The organism is Pantoea sp. AS142 (assembly GCF_037152305.1).
Lineage (GTDB): Bacteria > Pseudomonadota > Gammaproteobacteria > Enterobacterales > Enterobacteriaceae > Pantoea.
In genome coordinates, this window is sequence record NZ_JBBCMO010000002.1 from 347493 (window position 1) to 369824 (window position 22332).

General features: G+C 55.2%; 20 protein-coding genes. 9 read left to right on the plus strand and 11 right to left on the minus strand.

What is annotated here, in order from left to right; translation table 11 throughout:
• Positions 1 to 34: 34 nt before the first annotated feature.
• Both WFO64_RS06625 and WFO64_RS06630 read left to right on the plus strand, forming a co-directional pair.
• Positions 35 to 1231 carry a Bcr/CflA family multidrug efflux MFS transporter gene (locus WFO64_RS06625; RefSeq protein WP_337010066.1) on the plus strand — a complete coding sequence of 399 codons (1197 nt, stop codon included), beginning with the start codon at positions 35 to 37 and terminating at the stop codon, positions 1229 to 1231.
• 290 nt (positions 1232 to 1521) lie between these two features.
• Positions 1522 to 1842, plus strand: coding sequence for a hypothetical protein (locus tag WFO64_RS06630; RefSeq protein WP_337010068.1), 321 nt, complete (start codon positions 1522 to 1524; stop codon positions 1840 to 1842).
• Here WFO64_RS06630 and yejF read toward each other — a convergent pair.
• The 9 genes from yejF to yeiP all read right to left on the minus strand — a co-directional run bounded on the left by yejF (position 1829) and on the right by yeiP (position 12652).
• Positions 1829 to 3433: a microcin C ABC transporter ATP-binding protein YejF gene (yejF, locus tag WFO64_RS06635; RefSeq protein ID WP_337010070.1), complete on the minus strand. Its 1605-nt coding sequence runs from the start codon at positions 3431 to 3433 to the stop codon at positions 1829 to 1831. The genes WFO64_RS06630 and yejF overlap by 14 nt on opposite strands.
• A complete protein-coding gene (locus WFO64_RS06640) occupies positions 3434 to 4456 on the minus strand; it encodes an ABC transporter permease (protein ID WP_337010071.1) in 1023 nt (340 codons plus the stop codon).
• On the minus strand, positions 4453 to 5547 hold the full coding sequence (locus WFO64_RS06645; protein ID WP_337010073.1) for a microcin C ABC transporter permease YejB: 1095 nt from the start codon (positions 5545 to 5547) through the stop codon (positions 4453 to 4455). Before WFO64_RS06645 ends, WFO64_RS06640 begins: the two co-directional genes overlap by 4 nt.
• 11 nt (positions 5548 to 5558) lie before the next feature.
• Positions 5559 to 7367, minus strand: coding sequence for an extracellular solute-binding protein (locus WFO64_RS06650; RefSeq protein WP_337010075.1), 1809 nt, complete (start codon positions 7365 to 7367; stop codon positions 5559 to 5561).
• Positions 7368 to 7411: 44 nt separating this feature from the next.
• Positions 7412 to 8974, minus strand: coding sequence for a cyclic di-GMP phosphodiesterase (locus WFO64_RS06655; protein ID WP_337010076.1), 1563 nt, complete (start codon positions 8972 to 8974; stop codon positions 7412 to 7414).
• A gap of 217 nt (positions 8975 to 9191) precedes the next feature.
• Entirely contained in the window at positions 9192 to 9767 is a 576-nt protein-coding gene (gene mepS / locus WFO64_RS06660) for a bifunctional murein DD-endopeptidase/murein LD-carboxypeptidase (RefSeq protein WP_013358530.1), read from the minus strand.
• Between the two features lie 512 nt (positions 9768 to 10279).
• Positions 10280 to 10987 carry a phosphatase PAP2 family protein gene (locus WFO64_RS06665; protein ID WP_337010079.1) on the minus strand — a complete coding sequence of 236 codons (708 nt, stop codon included), beginning with the start codon at positions 10985 to 10987 and terminating at the stop codon, positions 10280 to 10282.
• 42 nt (positions 10988 to 11029) lie between these two features.
• Entirely contained in the window at positions 11030 to 11998 is a 969-nt protein-coding gene (locus WFO64_RS06670) for a CobW family GTP-binding protein (RefSeq protein ID WP_337010081.1), read from the minus strand.
• An 81-nt stretch (positions 11999 to 12079) separates the two neighbouring features.
• Positions 12080 to 12652, minus strand: coding sequence for an elongation factor P-like protein YeiP (gene yeiP, locus WFO64_RS06675; protein WP_337010083.1), 573 nt, complete (start codon positions 12650 to 12652; stop codon positions 12080 to 12082).
• 163 nt (positions 12653 to 12815) lie between these two features.
• On the opposite strand from yeiP, the gene WFO64_RS06680 reads away from it, so the two are divergent.
• The 4 genes from WFO64_RS06680 (at position 12816) to fruA (ending at position 17128) form a co-directional block, all read left to right on the plus strand.
• Positions 12816 to 13070, plus strand: a complete 255-nt coding sequence (locus WFO64_RS06680) for a YkgJ family cysteine cluster protein (RefSeq protein WP_337010085.1) — start codon at positions 12816 to 12818, stop codon at positions 13068 to 13070.
• Between the two features lie 272 nt (positions 13071 to 13342).
• A complete protein-coding gene (fruB, locus tag WFO64_RS06685; RefSeq protein ID WP_337010087.1) occupies positions 13343 to 14473 on the plus strand; it encodes a fused PTS fructose transporter subunit IIA/HPr protein in 1131 nt (376 codons plus the stop codon).
• Positions 14470 to 15408 carry a 1-phosphofructokinase gene (fruK, locus tag WFO64_RS06690; RefSeq protein ID WP_337010089.1) on the plus strand — a complete coding sequence of 313 codons (939 nt, stop codon included), beginning with the start codon at positions 14470 to 14472 and terminating at the stop codon, positions 15406 to 15408. Before fruB ends, fruK begins: the two co-directional genes overlap by 4 nt.
• A gap of 16 nt (positions 15409 to 15424) precedes the next feature.
• Positions 15425 to 17128: a PTS fructose transporter subunit IIBC gene (gene fruA / locus WFO64_RS06695; protein ID WP_337010091.1), complete on the plus strand. Its 1704-nt coding sequence runs from the start codon at positions 15425 to 15427 to the stop codon at positions 17126 to 17128.
• Between the two features lie 61 nt (positions 17129 to 17189).
• Here the strand turns inward: fruA and nfo are convergent, their stop codons facing one another.
• Positions 17190 to 18035: a deoxyribonuclease IV gene (nfo, locus tag WFO64_RS06700; RefSeq protein WP_337010093.1), complete on the minus strand. Its 846-nt coding sequence runs from the start codon at positions 18033 to 18035 to the stop codon at positions 17190 to 17192.
• A gap of 52 nt (positions 18036 to 18087) precedes the next feature.
• On the minus strand, positions 18088 to 19140 hold the full coding sequence (locus WFO64_RS06705) for a YeiH family protein (protein WP_337010095.1): 1053 nt from the start codon (positions 19138 to 19140) through the stop codon (positions 18088 to 18090).
• A 106-nt stretch (positions 19141 to 19246) separates the two neighbouring features.
• Here WFO64_RS06705 and WFO64_RS06710 point away from each other — a divergent pair, with 106 nt between their 5' ends.
• The 3 genes from WFO64_RS06710 to WFO64_RS06720 all read left to right on the plus strand — a co-directional run bounded on the left by WFO64_RS06710 (position 19247) and on the right by WFO64_RS06720 (position 22081).
• A complete protein-coding gene (locus WFO64_RS06710) occupies positions 19247 to 19621 on the plus strand; it encodes a YkvA family protein (RefSeq protein WP_337010096.1) in 375 nt (124 codons plus the stop codon).
• Between the two features lie 9 nt (positions 19622 to 19630).
• Complete coding sequence (gene yieE, locus WFO64_RS06715) at positions 19631 to 20497, plus strand: DNA-binding transcriptional regulator YeiE (RefSeq protein ID WP_337010519.1); 867 nt, start codon at positions 19631 to 19633, stop codon at positions 20495 to 20497.
• Between the two features lie 117 nt (positions 20498 to 20614).
• The gene (locus WFO64_RS06720) at positions 20615 to 22081 is read left to right on the plus strand and encodes an amino acid permease (protein WP_337010097.1); all 1467 of its coding nucleotides are present in this window, start codon (positions 20615 to 20617) and stop codon (positions 22079 to 22081) included.
• Positions 22082 to 22332: the final 251 nt, after the last annotated feature.

Consider the following 22332-nt stretch of genomic DNA (forward strand, 5'->3'; position numbering starts at 1 on the left):
GGCCCGCGTCACCATGACACGGGCAGGAGAAGGTGTGCGTAAGGAAAAGAATTCGCCAACAGGACTGGTGGTCATCCTTGGTCTGTTAGCCATGCTGATGCCGTTGTCGATCGACATGTATCTGCCTGCCATGCCGCAGATTGCGCGTGAGTTCGGCGTTTCAGCCGGTAGCGTGCAGATGTCGCTTAACTTGTACATTCTTGGTTTCGCGATTGGTCAGCTTATCTATGGGCCGCTGGCAGATAGCTATGGGCGTAAACCGGTGATTGCGCTCGGCACCCTGATCTTTGCCTGCGCTGCCGCGGCCTGTGCGCTGTCGCAGACCATTGATCAACTGATTACAATGCGCTTTCTGCATGGGCTTTCGGCTGCCGCAGCCAGTGTGGTGATCAACGCGTTAATGCGTGATAGTTACTCGAAAGAGGACTTCTCCCGCATGATGTCCTTTGTGATGCTGATTACCACCATTGCGCCGCTGCTGGCGCCGATCATCGGTGGCTGGCTGCTGGTGCTCTGGAGCTGGCACGCGATCTTCTGGTCACTTTCGGGTGCGGCCTTAGTCACCACGTTGCTGGTGACCACGCAGATCCGTGAAACTCTCAAGCCGGAGCAGCGACAGCGATTTAATCTGCGTACCACGCTGGGCAATTTCGTGACGCTGTTTCGCCATCAACGCGCGTTCAGTTACATGCTGTCAAGCGGCTTCTCCTTTGCCGGACTGTTCACTTTTCTCAATGCAGGCCCCTTTGTTTACATTGAGCTGAATCACGTGTCACCGCAAAATTTTGGCTACTACTTTGGTCTCAACGTGGTGTTTTTGTTTGTGCTGACGCTAATTAACAGTCGGGCAGTGCGCCGCTTTGGCCCGGTGACGATGTTCCGGCTGGGACTGCTGATACAGTTCTGTATGGGGATCTGGCTGCTGCTGGTCAGCGCCTTCAGCCTCGGCTTTTTGCCGCTGGTCATGGGCATCGCGCTCTTTATCGGCTGCGTGTCGATGGTTTCATCAAATGCGATGGCGGTGATTCTGGATGAGTTTCCGCATATGGCGGGTACGGCATCGTCGCTGGCGGGCACGCTGCGTTTTGGCGTTGGTGCTTTTGTGGGGGCGCTGCTGTCGCTGGTAAGTTTTAACAGCGCCTGGCCGATGGTCGGTACTATCGCGCTCTGCGCAACAATCTCTCTACTGCTCTTCTTCTTCGCTTCACGTTCCCGCACTGCGTCCCGTTAAACGGTCGCAGGGGTTTTCCTGTCGTTGCCCCCGTAATGCACATCTTGCCGAATTTGTTTCGTTAATGTTAAGGTTCTTAGTTAAAAAAGTAATCATGTTGCGTCTAAAATGATTGTTAATGGAGTGTGAACGCGGTACATAATAGGCTGAAGTGCGATGTAAGTCGCAAAATGCACTTCTGCAATCCGCACGGACGGGCTATCAACAGCAGTCCGGACTCAGCGGTCATCAACCCGCTTTCAGTTGGGCAGGTCGGTGTTGCGACATAAACTCATCGGGGAGAGTAAACTATGCTGCAACTTTCAATTGTGCACCGTCTTCCGCAGCGTTTTCGCTGGGCCAGCGATCACCACAGTGCCATCGAATGCGATGACAATACGCTGGATGACCAAGAGTTCGTGGCGTTGCGACTCATCAGCCATGATGGCATTCCGGCGTGGGAAATCTTGCAGCAGCTAAAAGAGGTCCTGGCGGATATTCAGGTTGATTGCAAAGTTGCCGAGTGTGAAGGGCAGCCCTGCCTGTTCATTCAGCGTCGTGATGAAAGCGCCACCAATTGCTGCCTGAAAAACCAGGGTGTGGCGATTGCCGAGACCTTTATTGCACGTTAAGTTGCGCCGACTGAAGAAGTTCGCGGGTATAAGCTGTCGCGGGTGAAGCAAACACCCTTTCACACTCTCCCTGTTCCACCACTTCTCCCTGACGCAGCACAATAAGCTGGTGGCACAGGGCGCGAACCACATCCAGATCGTGACTGATAAACAGATAACTGAGCTGTCGCTGCTGCTGCAAGCGGCGTAACAGCGCCAGAATCTGCTTCTGCACCGTACGATCCAGCGATGAGGTCGGTTCATCCAGCACCAGTAACTCCGGCTCCATAATCAGTGCCCGCGCGATAGCAATACGCTGTCGCTGACCGCCCGAAAATTCGGCCGGATAACGATGGCGGCTTTCCGCTTCAAGCCCTACCTCCGTCATTACTGCGATGACCTGCGTCTCCTGCTGCGCAGTGCTGAGACCGGGCTGATGCACCGCCAGCCCCTCAGCAATAATCTGCTGCACCGTCATACGCGGATTCAGTGAAGAGTTGGGATCCTGAAACACTACCTGAATGCGCTGACGCAGCGGCAGCAGTTGCCGGCGCGACAGTTGATGCAGCGGCTGGCCGTCAAACCAGACCTCCCCGCGCGAGGCAATCAGCCGCAAAAGCGCCAGCCCGGTGGTGCTTTTACCTGAGCCGGACTCGCCCACCAGCCCCAGACTTTCGCCGCGCCGCAGGCTAAAGCTTAGCCCGGAGAGTAGGTGTTTCTCACCTGTCTGCCGCCGGAACAACCTGCGCTGCAGCGGAAAACTGACCTGAAGCTGAACGACCCGAAGAATGACCGGCGATTCCGCTGGCAGCGGCAGCGCTTTTCCTTCCGGCTCGGCGGCCAGCAATTGCTGGCTGTAAGGATGTTGCGGCTGATTCAGGAGGATCTGGCAGCGGTTCTGCTCCACGATGTGACCCTGGCGCATCACGCTGACGTTATCCGCCAGCTGACGCACGATATTCAGGTTATGAGTGATAAACAGCATGGCCATATTCCGCTCACGCTGCAGTTCACGAAGCAGCGTCAGGATCTGCGTTTGCACTGTCACATCCAGTGCAGTGGTCGGCTCATCGGCAATCAGCAGCTGAGGCTCGGTCAGCAGCGCCATGGCGATCATTATCCGCTGGCGTTCCCCACCTGAAAGCTGGTGGGGAAAATCATTGAGCCGGGCGGCAGGCTGTCGGATACCGACGCGATCGAGCACGCTAAGAATGTCACCGCGGGCTGCCGGACGACGCAGCCCGCGGTGCAGCGACAGCACTTCATACAGCTGCTTCTCTACGGTATGCAACGGATTAAGCGATACCATCGGCTCCTGAAAAATCATCGCGATCTGGTTGCCGCGAATAGCGCGCAGACGCTGCTCGCGGGTGCGCAGCAGATCTTCACCGTTAAAAAGAATCTCTCCACGGGGATAAACCACCGCAGCCTCATGCAGCAGTCGCATTACCGACATCGCCGTGACGCTCTTACCGGAACCCGACTCGCCCACCAGCGCCAGCGTTTCGCCTTCGTCGATGCGCAGTGAAACGTCATTCACAACCTGGCGAAGCCGTTCGCCCTGACGAAAAGCGACTGAGAGATGATTGATGGCAAGCAATGGCGTTGTCATTCAGGCTCCTTTGCCCGGATCAAAGGCGTCGCGCACCGCTTCACCGATAAAAATCAGCAGCGAAAGCAGGATCGCCAGGGTGAAAAAGCCCGCCAGGCCCAGCCAGGGTGCCTGCAGGTTATTTTTGCCCTGCAGCAGTAACTCGCCCAGCGAGGGCGAACCCAGCGGCAGTCCAAAGCCGAGGAAGTCGAGGGAGGTGAGCGTGGTAATCGATCCGCACAAAATAAATGGCAGAAAGGTCAGGGTAGCCACCATCGCGTTAGGCAGCATGTGACGCAGCATAATCCTGCCATCGCTGACCCCCAGCGCCTGCGCCGCACGAATGTAATCAAAGTTTCGGGTACGCAGAAACTCGGCCCGGACTACGCTCACCAGGCTCATCCAGCCGAAAGCCACGGTGACCAGCAACAGCCACCCGAAACCGGGCTGGATCACGCTGGAGAGGAGAATCAGCAAAAACAACGCGGGCATGCCGGACCAGACTTCAATCAGCCGCTGCCCAATCAGGTCAATCCTGCCGCCGAAATACCCCTGCACCGCGCCAACCACAATCCCGATGACGCTGGAGAGGAGCGTCAGCAGCACGCCGAACAGCAGCGAGATGCGCGTGCCATAGAGCAGCCGTGCCATCACGTCGCCGCCGTTGGCATCCGTGCCGAGCCAGTTCTGCCCGGAGGGTGGAGAGGGGAAGGGCACCTCGGTGGCAAAATTGAGGGTGCTGTCGCTGAAGCGAATCGGAGCCCATAAGGCCCAGCCATTCTGCGCAATGCGCTGCCGCAACCAGGGATCCTGATAATCCGCCGCTGTCGCCAGTACGCCGCCATAGTCGGTTTCGCTGTAGTCAAACAGTAGCGGCACCGTCCAGCGCTGCTGGTAATGCACCAGCAGCGGCTTGTCATTGGCGATCAGTTCGGCACATAGCGACAGCAGAAAAATGACCAGAAAGATCCACAGTGACCAGTAGCCGCGTCGGTTATGGCGAAAGCGCTGCCAGCGCTGTTGATTCAGCGGAGAGAGCGTCATGAACGGCTCCCGAAATCAATGCGCGGATCGACCAGCGTATAGGTCAGATCGCTGAGGATATTCATCAGCAAACCGATCAGTGTAAAAATATAGAGCGTGCCAAACATCACCGGATAGTCACGTTGCAGCGTCGCGTCATAGCCGAGCAGGCCGAGTCCGTTGAGCGAGAACATCACTTCAATCAGCACTGAACTGGTAAAAAACATGCTGATAAACGTGGCGGGGAAGCTGGCGATCACCAGCAGCATCGCATTGCGAAACACATGATGATAGAGAATACGGCGCTCCGGTACCCCTTTGGCACGTGCAGTCACCACATAGAGCTTGCGGATCTCATCCAGAAACGCGTTTTTCGTCAGCATGGTCAGCGTGGCGAAGCCGCCGATAACTGTCGCCAGCACCGGCAGGGCAATATGCCAGAAGTAGTCCAGTACTTTGCCATACCAGGGCAATGTGTCGTGCTGCGCAGAGGTGAGCCCGCGCAGCGGAAACCAGTCCAGATAGCTGCCACCGGCAAACAGCACGATTAGCATGATGCCAAACAGAAAAGCCGGTATGGAGTAGCCAATAATTATAAAGGCGCTGCTCCAGACATCAAAGGCGCTGCCATTGCGCACCGCTTTGCGGATCCCCAGCGGAATCGACACCAGATAGATGATCAGCGTGCTCCATAATCCCAGGCTGATTGAGACCGGCAGGCTCTCTTTAATTAGCCCAATCACCGAGGCACTGCGAAACAGGCTGTCGCCAAAATCCAGACGCAGGTAATTCCACAGCATCTCGCCGTAGCGCTGCCAGAGAGGTTTATCGAAACCGTAACGCTTTTTAATCTCAGCAATCACTTCAGGATCCAGCCCGCGCGCGCCCCGGTACTGATTATCGGCCGGATTGAGATGACTGAAGCTGGCGCGTAAACTGGCGCTCTCCGCGCCGCTGCCGGGCAGACCGGTTGTTTGACCAAACTGAATGTTAGCCAGCGCCTGATCAACGGGTCCGCCGGGTGCGATTTGCACGATAAAAAAGTTAAGCGTGATGATCGCCCACAACGTTGGGATGATCAGCAGCAATCTGCGCAGAAAGTAAGCGGCCAACGGTCATCTCCTTAGCGTTTGCTGGCCGGCAGGCGTCCGGCTTTGTTTGTGTCGTACCACCAGTTTTCCAGCCCGACGCTGTAGAGGGGTTTGCGGGCAGGGTGAGAAAACTTATTCCAGTACGCCAGCCGCTGTTCTGCGTTGTACCACATCGGAATCATATACGCATTCCACAGCAGCACCCGATCCAGCGCCTGAGCCAGTGGCCGCAGCGCGGTGGGATCACCCTGATGCGCCACAATCTGTTTCACGAAGTCATCAACCAGAGGATCTTTGACCCGCGCGGTGTTCCAGGATGAGGCGATATAGTCCGACTGCCACATAACCTGAAGACTGGAAGTCGGGATCGGCATCGCCCCATAGACTGTGGCAATCATGTCATAGTCGCCTTCACGCCAGCGCCGCAGATATTGCGAACTGTCGATCTGCCGCAGGTTCAGCATAATGCCGAGCCGCGAAAGGTTGTGCTGCAACGGTAACGCCCACTCGGTGTGGGTACCCGCGCGCAACAGTAGCTCGACGGTGAACGGCTGACCGGTTTTATCATTGACCAGACGGCGATTTTTAATCTGCCAGCCCGCCTGTTTCAGCAGGTCAAACGCTTTTAATAGGCTGGCACGGTCATAGCCGCTGCCATTAGTCGTGGGCGGCAGGTAAGGCTGGCTAAATAGCTCAGGCGGCAGGTGTGCGCGCCAGGGCTTCAGCAGGGCCAGCTGCTGGGTATCCGGCAGACCGCTGGCAGCATACTCCGTGTTCTGGAAATAGCTGCTGGCGCGCTGCCAGGCACCGTAATAGAGCGCTTTGTTCATCCACTTAAAATCGAACATCAGTGAGAAAGCCTGACGTACGCGGCGATCGTTGAACAGTGGTTTTTCATTGTTGAACGCCAGCCAGCGGGTATCAATAGCGGCATCGTTGGGTGTGGCCTCTTTAACGATGCTGCCATTGTCAAAATTGCGGCCGCGATACTGGGTGGCCCATTGCTTTGCCGATGTTTCATCACGCCAGTCGTAGGCGCCCGCTTTAAAGGCTTCAAATGCCACATTATCATCCAGATAATAGTCATAGCGCATGCGATCAAAATTAAAGCGTCCGCGATTCACGGGCAGGTCAGCGGCCCAGTAGTCTTTTACCCGGCTGAACTCAATAAACTGGCCCAGCTTCCAGCGGGTGATGCGATAAGGCCCACTGGAGAGCGGTGGCGCGCTTAATGGCTCATTAAACGTCTTATCGTGCCAGAACGACTCTGCGATAACCGGCAGCGTCAGTAAGCCAAGCAGCAGATCTTTATCCGGCTTCTGTGCATCAATGCGAACAGTGAGATCGTTGAGTGCTTTAACGGTAACGCCACGGTAAGCGACGCGGAATTGGGGCACGCCCTCGGTCATAAATTTCTGAAAGGTGAACGCCACATCGTGAGCGGTGATCGGTGTGCCGTTCTGAAAACGGGCGTGGGGATTAAGGCGAATCTCAATCCACGTAAAATCGCTGGCGTAACGTGCTGATTCAGCAATCAATGGATAATAACTGCCCGGCTCATCGTCTGAGCCGGTGTAAAGCCCATCATAAAGCGTGCCGGTGTTAATGCCCGGATTACCGCGTGAGGCGTAACGATTGAAGTTGTCGTAAGTGCCCACAACCGCCATGGTGATGCTGCCGCCTTTCGGCGCATTGGGATTGGCATAATCGTAATGGCTGAAGCCGGGCGGATATTTCGCTTCACCGGCTTGGGTGAATGCGTAGCTTTGCTTGACAGAGGCAGCCAGCAGCGGGGCGCTAAGCAGGCCCCACAGCATTAAAAGTCCAAAGCGAAACAGCATGATCTCTCCTGTCAGATGTCCGGTGCTTTCCGGGCCAGGTAGCGTCAGGCGTTATGACGCCGGAAATAGTCTATCAGCGTTTCCGGGCGCAACGGACGGCTAAAGATGTAACCCTGCAAATGTGTTACACCGCGATTAATCAGCCAGGTAGCCTGCTCAACGGTTTCTACGCCTTCGGCCACGCTCTTCAGGTTCAGTTTCTTCGCCAGCTGCAGTACGGTGTCCAGCACCGGCGAGGTCAGGGTATCGGTACCGATGCTCTGAACAAAGCCGCGATCGATTTTGAGGTAATCAAAGGCATAACGTTCCAGATAGAGTAGCGCGCTGTGACCGGTACCGAAATCGTCAATGGCAATATGGATCTGCTGCTGACGAAGCCAGTTAAACAGTTCTCCAACGTTTTCGTCGCGCACCATGGCTCGCTCGGTGATCTCAAACACATAGTTAAAGTGCCCCGCAGGCATGGCATCAAGCCAGCGAAGCACATCCTGACGGAAGCCACTGTCAGCCAGATGCAGGGGCGAAATGTTGAGACTGAGGCAGGCGCAACGGGGAATGGTATGACACAGCAGATGTGCATCACGGGAAACCAACTGAAACAGATGCCGGGTCAGGGGAATAATCAGGTTCTGCGATTCGGCATAGTGAATAAAAACATCGGGCGGGATCGGGCCTTTGGTCGGGTGTGTCCAGCGCAGCAACGCCTCCATCCCATAAGGCTGGCCATCATGGGAGGTGACCAGCGGCTGATATTCAATGTGAAATTCGCCGCGCTTCATGCCCAGAATCAGCTCTTTGCCAGGACGCTGATAAAACGACAACAGCAACCAGCAAGTTCCTGAAACCAGCAGCGACAGCAGCAGGCCACTCAGCAGGATATTCTGATAATCGCTGAACGCAAGAGTGGAACCGTACAACACAAACTTTAGCGGATATCCAGGCAGTGCCTGCTGGTGCAGCGGCGTCGGCAGGTTTTTATTCTCAACGACGCCGGGCTGCCAGCTGGTTAAGGCACTGCGCTGTGCCATCAACGCCATACCGCTGATTTCCGGGCGCCAGGATGCCAGCAGTAAATAGGGCGACAGGGTGATATTGAGCGTTGCGAAAACGCCTGACTGCAGTCTGCCGGGATTTTTAATCCACAGTGCCAGCGCCGGTTTGTCTGGCTGCAACGGCGTACCCGGCATCAGCTGCAGGTCGATATCGCGCGAAGTATTACTTTGGGGCGCAATCACATTGAGTGGCAGACTAAAACTGCCGGTAGCCGAGGAGCAAAAGGCATAACCATCTTTAACCAGCAGGATGGCGCGAAGATTCCCGGCAAAGGCGGCGCGTGAGGTTAGTTCACGATTGATGGTATGGCAGGCAGCGTGGGTAAACGGAAGCAGGGGACTAAGGGTGCTATTGAGCAGAGTAGAGAGCGTTTGCTGCAATGCCGTGCGGCTGTTCTCCAGCAGTTGCTGATGCTGCCGTTCGCGCTTCTGCCAGGTCTGGTGAAACGACAGAGCAGCAAACAAAAGAAAGAATAAGCCGCCAGCCATCGCGCTACTCCATGCGATACGGCGAGGATAGGTGTCCTGGCGCTGTAGCGCCCCCGACAGTGGCATGAGGTGCTCCTGATAAATTATTATTATGATATTGCGCACGACTGCTTCGGTTTAAGCGACCGAGAATATAACGAGATAGTCTGAAATGTCTCCTTATTAATCTGAAATACAATGCTTTTATCGGATATAACGGCTGTCGATAAGAGATAATGCACGAAAAAAAACGCTGCATAAGCAGCGTTTCATGTTCTCTGGCTGAGAAGATCGAAGGTGATAATCAGGTCGGGTTCCGACTTAATACACGGCGCCCTTCACGGTAACGCTTTTTCCAGTAGTCATCATTGAGACTGGAGATCATCACGCCACTGCTGGTTGAGGCATGAACGAAATTGTCGTTGCCAAGGTAGATACCAACATGACGGCCAGTTGAACCGGCACGGAACATCACCAGATCGCCAGGACGCAGTTTACTGCGGGTAATCTCTTTACCGGTATCCTGCTGCTCAGAGGTAGAACGCGGTAATTCTAAGCCAAACTGATCGCGGAAAGTACGTTGTACAAAGGCGGAACAATCGATCCCGCGTTTGGTATCGCCACCGAGGCGATAGCGCACACCTTTCCAGACGGCGTATTGTTCCATGATGCGCGACTTAACGTCGACATTACGCACCATTTCTTCAAACTCATCCTGAGACGCCTGAAGTAAAAAACCATTGTGGTTGTTAACTTCATGATTCTCGTTATTCGCGTTTTGACTGCTATGGGTACTGCTACAAGCTGAGAGGAGTGTGGCCAGCGCCAATGCGGGCACGATCCGCAATATATATCTCAGTATTGGTTGAGACTTGACCATTATTTGGGTTTTCCTTCGATTTCCTTACGACAAAATTGTCGCCAGCCAGATGACAAAACAGGGAGATTAATAAGCGAAACAGACTAAAACAAATCCTTAATTACTAAAATGTGTTAATGGACACACTTTAATGGTGAAAAATCTGAATTTTCTGTATCTGTAGCCTCACTGCGACTGAGGTTAACTGATTACAGACGCCGTGGCGAGTGCTTTTAATCAATTTTATATAGGTTTTTTTGATGTGAAATCAATCCGTAACACAATGACTACTTTAGCTACAATTGTGGTCAGATGATGGTGAGAACAGGCAGTGAAAGGGGGGCCAATTCAGGGCATAGCCTGGTGTTTCAGACATTTGTTTATTGACAGAGGACTGTGCTGGCTATTTAACCGGTCAGTAAGGTCATAACCTTTTCTTTTCGTGAATTTAATTAGCAGACTAATAGTGATGGCAGGTTTTTTATAAGCGCGGACGGTTATCAACAGGCGAATAAACCGACCGCGCTTAACATTTACGTCACGGGCTTATATTTACCCGGTAATTTGCGATAAAGCCAGTTAACCAGCACGTCACTGGCCGGCGTTAATAGCCACCAGCTCAGACCCACTAATACCACTGACAGCGAACCGACGGCAATATCGGTAAACCAGTGCGCACCCGCCATGACCCGCGGCAGTGAAAATATAACCACAATAGCGGTGGCAATTAAAAAACGGCTGAAACCAAAATAGCGCCAGATAAAGCAGGCGAAAATTATCAGCATCATACCGTGGTCGCCAGGGAAGCTGTCTTTCGAGGCATCTTTAGCAGGGATACCGGTCAATTCACTGACGCGATGCACGTTCTCGAAGAACAGTGTCGGACTGGAGTGTTTCACCGGCAATAGATGGCCCAACTGATTGAGCACCACGGCAGTTAGCAGCATGGTGATACCGATTGCCAGCATTCGACGCCGCGCCTCTGGCGTTTCGCGCCGCCAGATCGACAGGTAAAGCAAACCCATCGCCAGCAGTGACACCGCATCAAAACCACGAAAATTCGTGATAGCGACAATCAGTGCGAACAGCGGATGGGTCACCATCTGATTATTGAATCCAAAGAAAACAGCTTTATCAATGCCGAACCAGAAACCATGTTCAGGCGGCAGATACCACGACAGAAATAGCACTATACCCAGTGCATTCAGCAGCAGGATAGTCATGAGGCGGGTTGCGCGCATAATTAAACTCATTTAAAAAAATAACCGCCGATAATACCTGTATTAGCGTAAACGGCACTTCAACAATGCCGATTGTAGCCGATTCCAGTCAGCCTGCTGAGAATGAATGATCTCAATGCGGCTATCGGGTGGCGGTGAGGCGAGTGTTTTACTCTGCAGTTCGTTTGCCTGGCAGTTAATACGCAGGGTGCCTTCTGTCGTGCGCATCACCCCTTTAACCCGATCTACCGGTGCCTGCCGTACCCATTCCAGCAGCGCGCCGCTGTCAAACAGCGTATCACCATCAAAAAGCCAGCCGCAGGCGCTATAGCCCTGACCGTAGTTCAGCGCCCGACGCCAGCGCGCCTCGCCGTCCAGTCGTATCGCCGCCAGACCGCTGGCGGGTTTTGCCGGATGATGGTGATGCGGCAGGGGAAGATCGCGGGGCTGATAGGGAGTATCAAGCAGGGAAAGGGGAATCTGACCAAATTCGGTCTCCAGCAGGGGACGCGGAGGCTGCATCTGCAGCTGCCAGTCAGCCAGGCGCTGATGATCCTCTTGATCCCAGCAATCACGCTTATTGGCGATGATAATATCGGCGGCAATTAGCTGATCGCGGAAGCTTTCATTGGCAACGATACGGGGCTCAGACAGCTGTCGTGCATCCAGCAGCGTCAGGGTGGCATTAAGTTGCAGCCACGTCTGATAAACCGGCGCACTTAGCATCTGCAAAACCTGACGAGGATGGCCCAGACCGGTTGGCTCGATCAGCAGGCGATCGGGCTTGCTGTTTAGCAACATATTCAGCCCGACCTGCATGGGCAGGCCATTAACGCAGCACAGGCAACCGCCGGGGATCTCTTTAAGTGTGGCACCGCGATCGGCCAGCAAAGCACCGTCGATTCCGATTTCGCCAAACTCATTGACCAGCACCGCCCACTTTTCTTCGGGCGGTCTGGCTGCCAGCAGATGGCAGAGCAACGTGGTTTTGCCGCTGCCCAAAAAACCGGTAATCAGATTAACGCGTGTCATGAGACCGACTCCTGCCAAAAAATAGCCTGATAATGTAATAATATAACACTATCACGGTCGCGATCGGCATCAGATTACGGGTTAGTCTGCACGGCCCATGTAGCGGCGTTCAGCAATGTGGATGCGGATGCGGTCACCGTTGCTGAAGTATTCCGGTACCTGAATGGAGAGGCCTGTACTCATCCCGGCCGGTTTGGTTCGGGCGCTGGCGGAGGCACCTTTAATGCCTGGAGAGGTATCCACGATCTCCATATCCACGGTTTGTGGCAGTTCCAGCGCCAGCACCTGACCCTCCATCGTCAGCACGTGAATGCCAGGGATACCGCCTTCGGGGATAAACAGCAGCTCTTCTTCAATCTGCTCCTGTTTAAAAGAGTAGGGAGTGTAATCCTCATCATCCATGAAGATATATTCGTCACCATCTATATAAGAGAAAGTCACGCTGCGACGGCTGAGCGAAATCGCATCAATAATTTCGTCGCCTTTGAAGCGCTCTTCGACTTTTAAACCGGTGCGGACATCAGTAAAGCGCATTTTATACAGGGTGGCGGCACCACGTGCGCTGGGACTCTGGACATCAATATCTTTAACCAGCAGCAGTTTACCGTTGTGTGTGACGGCCATCCCTTTTTTGATTTCATTGGCTTTTGGCATTGCTGTTCTCGCTATCTTGAAAGTAAAGTGCGCGCAACGTTACTCGTGCCGGTGAAAACTGGCAATATCACGGGTGCGAAATTTTGTATCAGGCCGCGGCTTTCATGGTAATTACAACGCCGGACTGCTATTGTCGCCGCGACTTTCTCTGCCGGAGTACAGCATGCAATGCCGTAGCCAGTGTGGTGCCTGTTGCACGGCGCCGTCTATCTCTTCGCCAATTCCTGGCATGCCTGACGGCAAGCCCGCCAACACGCCCTGTGTTCAGCTTGATGACACACTTCGCTGCAAACTGTTTGGCTCGCCACTGCGTCCTGCCGTCTGCGCAGGCCTGCAACCGGCACAGAGCATGTGCGGTAACTCTCGCCAGCAGGCGATGACCTATTTGCTAAAGCTCGAAGCAGATACCGCGCCCTGAGGCGCTGACGCTGCTGACGTTTTTGTTCTGCTTAACCCCGCCTTACAGCAATAGCGTCAGCCTGTTCGTCAGCCAATCCCACAAACTTCTCCGAAATGTGCGTAACATCAAAAATCTGCTACGCCGTTTGCGCATTTTCTTGCCTGGTGAAAGCTGCTGTACCACAATCCCTGAAACGTTTCAGCGGTGACTGCGCCACCTATTCCTCAAAGCCTGGCGTAAAAACCTGGCCACTGGCTGAAACGATTCAATCTTAGCAAGCGAGGAGAATTATGTTCCAGCTCGAATTGCAGGCCATCCATACCGGAGCCAGCGCCCAGAACAAAGAAGAGGCCATTCGTCAGGTTGCTGCCGCGTTAACCGCTGCGGGCAATGTGACTGAAGGGTACGTCAACGGCATGCTGGCGCGCGAACAGCAGACCTCAACCTTTCTCGGCAACGGCATTGCAATCCCTCATGGCACCACCGATACCCGCGATCTGGTGTTGAAAACCGGTGTTCAGGTGTTCCAGTTTCCGCAGGGTATTGCCTGGGGTGACGATCAGACAGCCTATGTCGCCATCGGAATAGCCGCTAAGTCGGATGAACATCTGGCGCTGCTGCGTCAGCTCACGCATGTTCTGAGCGATGACACCATTGCTGAACAGCTAAAAACGGCCTCTGCTGAAGATCTTCGTGCGTTGCTGATGGGCGAGAAACAAGCTGCTGAATTCAGCTTTGACACCTCATTAATCACGCTCAACGTGGCTGCCAGCGATTTGATCACCTTACAGGCAATGAACGCCGGTCGGCTGCAGTCCGCGGGCGTGGTGGATGCCAGCTACGTCGCAGACGTGGTCTCAACGACCCCGCTGAATCTGGGGCAGGGCATCTGGCTAAGCGACAGCAGCCTGGGCAACCTGCGCAGCGGCGTTGCGATCAGCCGTGCTGAACATGCATTCGACCATCAGGGTGAATCAGCGGCACTGTTAATCAGTGTTTCGGCGACCGATGAACGTCCTCTGGACGTGCTGGGTTACCTCAGCGCCTTGCTGCAGCAAGGCAAAGCCGATCGTCTGCTTAAAGCGGATGCGACAGGTGTTTACGCCTTACTGACCAGTGAAGTCGATGAGCAGGCTGAGGTGCTGACCGCTGAATTTACTATTCGCAACGAACATGGCCTGCATGCCCGTCCGGGCACGGCGCTGGTCAGCGTGATCAAACAGTTCAACAGCGACATCACCGTGACCAATCTCGATGGCAGCGGTAAACCCGCTAATGGCCGCAGCCTGATGAAAGTGGTTGCGCTGGGCGTTAAGAAAGGCCATCGCCTGCGCTTCAGCGCCAGCGGTGACGATGCACAGCAGGCGCTGAACGCAATTGAAGAAGCAATCACCCATGGTCTGGGTGAGGGGGCATCATGAGCAGACGCGTCGCCACCATTACGCTGAATCCGGCGTATGACCTGGTGGGATATACCCCTGAAATAGAACGCGGCGAAGTCAACCTGGTGAAAACCACCGGGCTGCATGCCGCAGGCAAGGGTATCAACGTAGCCAAAGTCCTGAAAGATCTTGGCATTGATGTCACCGTCGGCGGCTTCCTGGGAAAAGAAAATCAGGACGGCTTTCAACAGTTGTTTAGCGAGCTGGGCATTGCTAACCGCTTCCAGGTCGTGCCTGGCCGTACCCGTATCAACGTTAAACTCACTGAACAGACCGGCGACGTCACCGATCTGAATTTCTCCGGTTTTCAGGTGACGGGTCAGGACTGGGATCGCTTTACTACTGATTCTCTGACCTGGCTGGGCCAGTTCGATATGGTCTGCGTCAGCGGCAGCCTGCCAGAAGGCGTCGATTACGATGCCTTTACCCGCTGGATGACCGAACTCCGCACTCACTGCCCTTGCATCATCTTTGACAGCAGCCGCGAGGCGCTGGTGGCAGGACTGAAGGCCGCGCCATGGCTGGTTAAACCGAACCGCCGTGAGCTGGAAATCTGGGCCGGTCGCAAACTGCCAACCCTGCAGGATGTGATTAGCGCCGCGCACGAGTTGCGCGAGCAGGGCATCGCGCATGTGGTGATTTCGCTGGGCGCGGAAGGCGCGCTGTGGGTCAACGCCTCTGGCGAATGGATCGCTAAACCGCCGGTTTGTGACGTGGTCAGCACCGTGGGGGCCGGCGACTCCATGGTTGGCGGCCTGATTTATGGCCTGCTGATGCGCGAATCCAGTGAACACACGCTGCGTCTTGCGACTGCCGTGGCGGCTATGGCCGTCAGCCAGAGCAATGTTGGCGTTTCCGATCGTACTCAGTTGGCCGCCATGATGGCGCGCGTCGACTTACAACCCGTTAACTGACAGCAGGAGAGCGATAATGAAAACGCTGCTGATAAAAGACCCTGTACTGGGACTGGCTTCCGCTTACATGGCGCAACAACGTCTGGCTGCTGCCGCAGCTGGTGCGGGCCTGACCCTGATTGATAACCCTGCCGACGCTGAACTGGCGATTGTGCTGGGTAAAAACGTGCCGGACGATGCGGCGCTGACTGGCAAAGCGGTCTGGCTGGGCGATATCCAGCTGGCGGTACGGGAGCCGGAAACCTTCCTGAACCGGGCGAAAGCGGAAGCGAAAACCTGGCAGGCATCCACTGCGGTGGCAACACCTGCAGGCGCAGCGGCCCAGGCTGGCGCGCAGAAACGCGTCGTTGCCGTTACCGCTTGTCCGACCGGCGTGGCGCATACCTTTATGGCTGCTGAGGCGATTCAGGCTGAAGCGACCCGTCGCGGCTGGTGGGTGAAAGTCGAAACCCGCGGTTCAGTGGGTGCCGGTAACGCCATTACACCTGAAGAAGTGGCTGCAGCCGATCTGGTGATTGTCGCGGCAGATATTGAAGTCGATCTGGCAAAATTTGCCGGTAAGCCGATGTACCGCACTTCAACCGGTCTGGCGCTGAAGAAAACCGCGCAGGAACTGGATAAAGCGGTCGCGGAAGCCAAGCCCTTCAACACGGCCGCTGCCGGACAGAACAATACCCCTGAAGAAGAGAAGAAACAGGGCGGTGCAGGGGCTTATCGTCACCTGCTGACCGGTGTGTCCTACATGCTGCCGATGGTGGTGGCGGGTGGTCTGAGCATCGCGTTGTCGTTCGCCTTTGGTATCACCGCCTTTAAAGAACAGGGCACCCTGGCCGCTGCGTTGATGCAAATCGGTGGTGGTAGCGCCTTTGCCCTGATGGTGCCGGTGCTGGCAGGCTTTATCGCCTTCTCCATCGCTGATCGTCCGGGTCTGACTCCGGGTCTGATTGGCGGTATGATTGCCACCAGTATCAACGCGGGCTTCTTAGGCGGGATTATCGCGGGCTTTATTGCCGGTTATGCGGCGAAACTAATCAGCGGTAAAGTTAAACTGCCGCAGAGTATGGAAGCGCTGAAACCGATACTGATTATTCCGCTATTAGCCAGTCTGATCACCGGTCTGCTGATGATTTACGTGGTGGGTAAACCCGTTGCTGGCATTATGAATGGCCTGACTCATTGGCTGGCGAACATGGGTACGGCGAATGCGGTACTGCTGGGCGCGATTCTGGGCGGCATGATGTGTACCGATATGGGGGGGCCGGTAAATAAAGTGGCTTACGCGTTTGGCGTTGGCTTACTGAGTTCGCAGACGTATGCGCCGATGGCCGCCATCATGGCAGCCGGTATGGTGCCGCCGCTGGCGATGGGTCTGGCAACCCTGGTTGCCCGTCGTAAATTCAACAAAGGTCAGCAGGAAGGCGGTAAAGCGGCACTGGTTTTGGGTCTCTGCTTTATCTCTGAAGGTGCAATTCCGTTTGCTGCCCGTGACCCGATGCGCGTTCTGCCTTGCTGTATCGTTGGTGGTGCCACTACTGGTGCTATCTCCATGGCGATTGGCGCGAAACTGATGGCGCCGCACGGTGGACTGTTTGTACTGCTGATCCCTGGCGCAATCACACCGGTTATTGGTTATCTGATGGCGATTGTCATCGGCACCGCGATTGCGGGTCTGAGCTATGCCGTACTGAAACGTCCGGAAGAGCAGCTGGCGAAAGCCTGATTGGCTGAAGGGCATAATTTGCTGAAGTAAAAGAAACAGGGAGCCAGCCGGCTCCCTTTTTCTATCCCTGCTGTTCTGCTTTCAGCCAGGCAATCTCATCTTTCCAGATATCGGGATTGATGGTTTCCAGAATCAACGGTATGCCATCAAACCGCGGATCTTTCATCAGCCAGCTAAACACAGTTTTGCCAATATTCCCTTCACCGAGGCTGTGATGGCGGTCAACGCGACTGTCAAATGCGCTTTTGGCATCGTTAAGGTGCATGCCGCGCAGATAATTAAAGCCGACAATGTGCTCAAATTCGGCGAAGGTCGCTTCGCAATCCGCTTCGGTACGCAGGTCATAGCCACCAGCAAACGCATGGCAGGTATCAATACAGACGCCGACACGCGACTTATCTTCAACATACTCAATAATGGTGGCGAGATGCTCGAAGCGGAAACCCAGATTACTGCCCTGACCGGCGGTATTCTCAATGACGGCGGTGACATTCTGGCTCTGGTCGAGGGCGATGTTGATTGACTCCGCAATCCGCTTCAGACAGGCTTCTTCATCAATCTGATGCAGATGGCTGCCAGGGTGAAAGTTCAGCAGCGTCAGACCGAGTTGGTCAGCACGTTGCAATTCATCAATAAAGGCCGCGCGGGATTTTTCCAGCGCCTCTTCGACCGGATGACCGAGGTTAATCAAAAAACTGTCGTGCGGCAGGATTTGCTGCGGACTGAATTTGTACGTCTCGCAGGCGGCGCGGAAAGCATCAATCACCTCGGTGGAGAGCGGGGCGGCCTTCCACTGACGCTGATTTTTAGTGAAGAGGGCGAAGGCGGTGGCATCTAATTCATGGGCGCGAATCACAGCCTGATCCACGCCACCTGCCGCACTCACGTGTGCGCCAATATATTTCATGCCTTTCTCCTGGGGGTATGCACGGATAAAAACGGCATGATACCCGATGCCGCTAGCCCATGAAATATTGCACCAGCAGATTGATGGTGCCGCCGCCCGCGATTAACCAGACAAACACCAGCGCGCCCAGCAGCAGCGGTTTAACGCCCGCCTCATACAACGCCCCGAAGCGGGTGGTTAATCCCAGCGCGGCCATCGCCATCGCCAGCAGCAGACCCGCCAGCTGATTCAGCGTCGCCACCACCGCGGCAGGCAGCAGCTGTAGTGAGTTAAACAGCGCGACGGCAATAAATAGCAACGCGAACCAGGGAAACGTCGTCGGCTGGCGTGTTTTGCCCTGATGCTTACCGCGTAATACCGTACTCAGGCAGAGCAGAAAGGGAGCCAGCATCATCACCCGCAGCATTTTGGCAATCACTGCGCTGTTTTCGGCATCCGGGCTGATGCTGTGTCCGGCTGCCACCACCTGCGCCACTTCATGGATGGTTGAGCCGGTAAAAACCCCAAACTGCACGGCACTCAGGCCTGGAAACAGGTGATGCGCCAGCGGCCACAGCAGCGGATAGATAAAGATCGCCAGCGTACCGAACAGCACCACGGTCGCGATAGCCACCGCGACTTTCGACGGCGCGGCTTTCACCACCGGCTCGGTCGCCAGTACGGCTGCGGCGCCGCAGATGCTGCTGCCCGCGCCAATCAGCCAGACGGTATCGCGATCCAGTTTCAGCAGACGCATACCCAGCAGGCAGGTCATAAAGAACGTGCTGCTCAGGGTCAGTGCATCAATCAGGATACCGCTGAAACCGACGTCAGCGATCTGTTGTAAGGTGATGCGAAAGCCAAACAGGATGATCCCCAACCGCAGCAGCTTCTGCTTAGCCAGCAGCACGCCGTTATCGCAGCGTGACGCCAGCGGCGAATAGATGCTGTTACCGACCAGAATGCCCAGCATAATCGCCAGAGTCAGTGAACCCAGCCCGAGGGCGGCAATCACCGGTTGCTGCGCCAGCCAGCTGGCTGCCCCGGCGATCACAACGGTCAGCAGCAGACCCGGGATCCAGAGCGGAACGGGATGATGCGATTTAGCGATGCTCAGTTCAGTCATGGTGGTCACTCCTCCTGGTTGAGACCCGATCATGACGGCGACTGGCTTAAAAGTGAAATTGATAATATATTTATAATCAACCAGAATAAACGATAAGGCAGTCATCATGATAGTTTCGCGTCTGCGCCGCTGGGCGACGCTGCTCAAAAGAGATGTGTTGGTATTGATGTTCGCTTTTCGCGACCCGCGAACGCCCTGGTGGAACAAGCTAGGGATGCTGGGGCTGGTCGCCTACGGTATCAGCCCGATTGATCTCATCCCGGATGTGATCCCCTTTGTCGGTCTGCTGGATGACGCAGTGATCATTCCGACGGGGGTCATGGTGCTGTTGCGGTTGCTGCCGCGTGAAGTCCGCATCAGCAGCAGTGAGCGGGCGCAGTCTCAACGTTCGCGTGGCAAAAAGATCGCCAGCTGGCTGGTGATTATCGGGCTGGTCTGGCTGGCGTTAATCATTTACCTGATCAGGCACTCACTGCGTTAAGGAGCGATGATGCACATTACGCTGCGGCAAATCGAAGTGTTCACCGAAGTGCTCAAGAGTGGTTCCACCACCCAGGCTTCGCAACTGCTGGCGCTGTCACAGTCGGCGGTCAGCGCAGCGCTGGCCGATCTGGAGAGCCAGCTTGGGGTACAACTGTTTGATCGGGTCGGTAAACGACTGGTGCTGAATGAGCATGGGCGGCTACTCTATCCGCGTGCGGTGGGACTGCTGGAACAGGCGAGTGAAATTGAGCAACTGTTCAAAGAGGACAATGGGGCGATACGTATCTTTGCCAGCAGCACCATCGGTAATTATCTGCTGCCAGGCATGATGGCAGCCTATCGTCGCGATTTTCCCGGCTTGCCGCTGGAGTTGAGCGTTGGCAACAGTCAGGACGTGATTCAGGCGGTTTCCGATTTCCGCGTGGATGTCGGCTTGATCGAAGGGCCGTGCCACATGACTGAGCTGGTCAGTGAACCCTGGCTTGAAGATGAGCTGGTGGTGTTTGCCGCGCCTGACGCCGCTATTCTGCAACAGCCGGTGACGCTAAAAACCCTGGCAGAGGCGCCGTGGATCCTGCGTGAACGCGGCTCTGGCACCCGTGAAATCGTCGATTATCTGCTGCTATCACACCTGCCCAGTTTTCAATTGGGTATGGAGCTGGGTAACTCTGAAGCGATCAAGCATGCGGTGCGTCACGGCATGGGCATCAGCTGTCTTTCACGCCGGGTGATTGCTGACCTGCTAGAGGCGGACACGCTGATAGAACTGGCGATTCCGTTGCCGCGTCTGACCCGTACCCTTTATCGCATTCACCACCGTCAGAAGCATATCTCAAAGGCACTGACACGCTTTTTGTCCTACTGTCGCGAGTAATTGCTAATAATTCTGGCACGATCATGAACTTAACTTATAACAGCATGGCATTCGCTATACAGAGCCGATCCGACTGCTACAATCGCGCCTCATTTTTACCCAGCGTAGCGTTAACACATGCATAATGACTCAAATACAACACAACAACCTGCATTACGACGTGCGTTAAAAGCCCGTCACCTGACGATGATCGCCATCGGCGGCTCCATTGGTACCGGCCTGTTTGTCGCCTCCGGTGCCACCATCGCTCAGGCCGGCCCCGGCGGAGCACTGCTCTCCTATATCCTGATCGGCCTGATGGTCTACTTCCTGATGACCAGTCTTGGTGAATTGGCGGCATTCATGCCAGTGTCAGGATCCTTCGCCACCTACGGCGCAAAATATGTTGAAGAGGGCTTTGGTTTCGCGCTCGGCTGGAACTACTGGTACAACTGGGCGGTAACCATTGCGGTTGATCTGGTGGCATCCCAGCTGGTGATGAATTACTGGTTCCCCGACACGCCTGGCTGGATCTGGAGTGCGCTGTTCCTGGGCCTGATGTTCCTGCTTAACTACATTTCGGTAAAAGGCTTTGGCGAGGCGGAATATTGGTTCTCGCTGATTAAAGTGGCCACCGTCATTATCTTTATCGTGGTCGGCGTGCTGATGATCACCGGTATTATGCGCGGTGCTGAGCATGCGGGCTGGCAAAACTGGCAGGTGGGCGATGCACCCTTTGCGGGCGGCTTTGCTGCGATGATTGGCGTGGCGATGATTGTGGGATTCTCCTTCCAGGGCACCGAGCTGATCGGTATCGCGGCGGGCGAATCTGAAGATCCGGCGAAAAATATCCCGCGCGCGGTGCGGCAGATTTTCTGGCGTATCCTGCTGTTCTATGTGTTCGCTATCCTGATTATCAGTCTGATTCTGCCGTACACCGATCCGCAGTTACTGCATAACGATATTGATGATATCAGCGTCAGCCCATTCACTCTGGTGTTCCAGAACGCCGGTCTACTCTCTGCAGCCGCCGTCATGAATGCGGTGATCCTGACGGCGGTGCTGTCAGCAGGTAACTCCGGTATGTACGCCTCAACGCGTATGCTTTACAACCTGGCCAGCGAAGGCAAAGCGCCACGGATTTTCGCTAAGCTCTCTAAAGGCGGCGTTCCGCGCAATGCATTGTGGGCGACTACCGTGGTGGCCGGGCTGTGCTTCCTGACCTCAAAATTTGGTAATCAGGAAGTTTATCTGTGGCTGCTGAATACCTCAGGCATGACCGGCTTTATCGCGTGGCTCGGGATTGCCATCAGCCACTATCGCTTCCGTCGGGGCTATGTTGCCCAGGGGCGTGACCTGAACAATCTGCCTTACCGTTCCGGTTTCTTCCCGCTCGGGCCGATTTTTGCCTTCGTGCTCTGCCTGATCATCACGCTGGGTCAGAATTACCAGGCATTCCTCAACGACAGCATCGACTGGTACGGCGTGGCAGCAACCTACATCGGTATTCCACTGTTCCTGATTATCTGGTTCGGTTACAAGCTGACGCGCGGCAGTCGTTTCGTGAAGTACAGCGAAATGGAGTTCCCGGTTCATAAAGAGTAGCTCTGTACGCTGGCGCTGTTGAGTCCGGTGCCTGACACAGCGCGTTGAGGCTGCAGATGGGGCACATGCTCAGGGAGCATAGGTCTTTCGCAAAGACGCAAAAACGCCATCCCTGGCAAGCTCAGCGCGGGCGGTTACGCACCTCATCCCTGAGGTGCGCCCGTTACCGGGCCAACGCGTGGCGTTGTTCAAAAACGCTCCCGGCGTTTTTGTCCCTGGCCCGCGATGCTTTGCTCCAGACGTATGCTCCC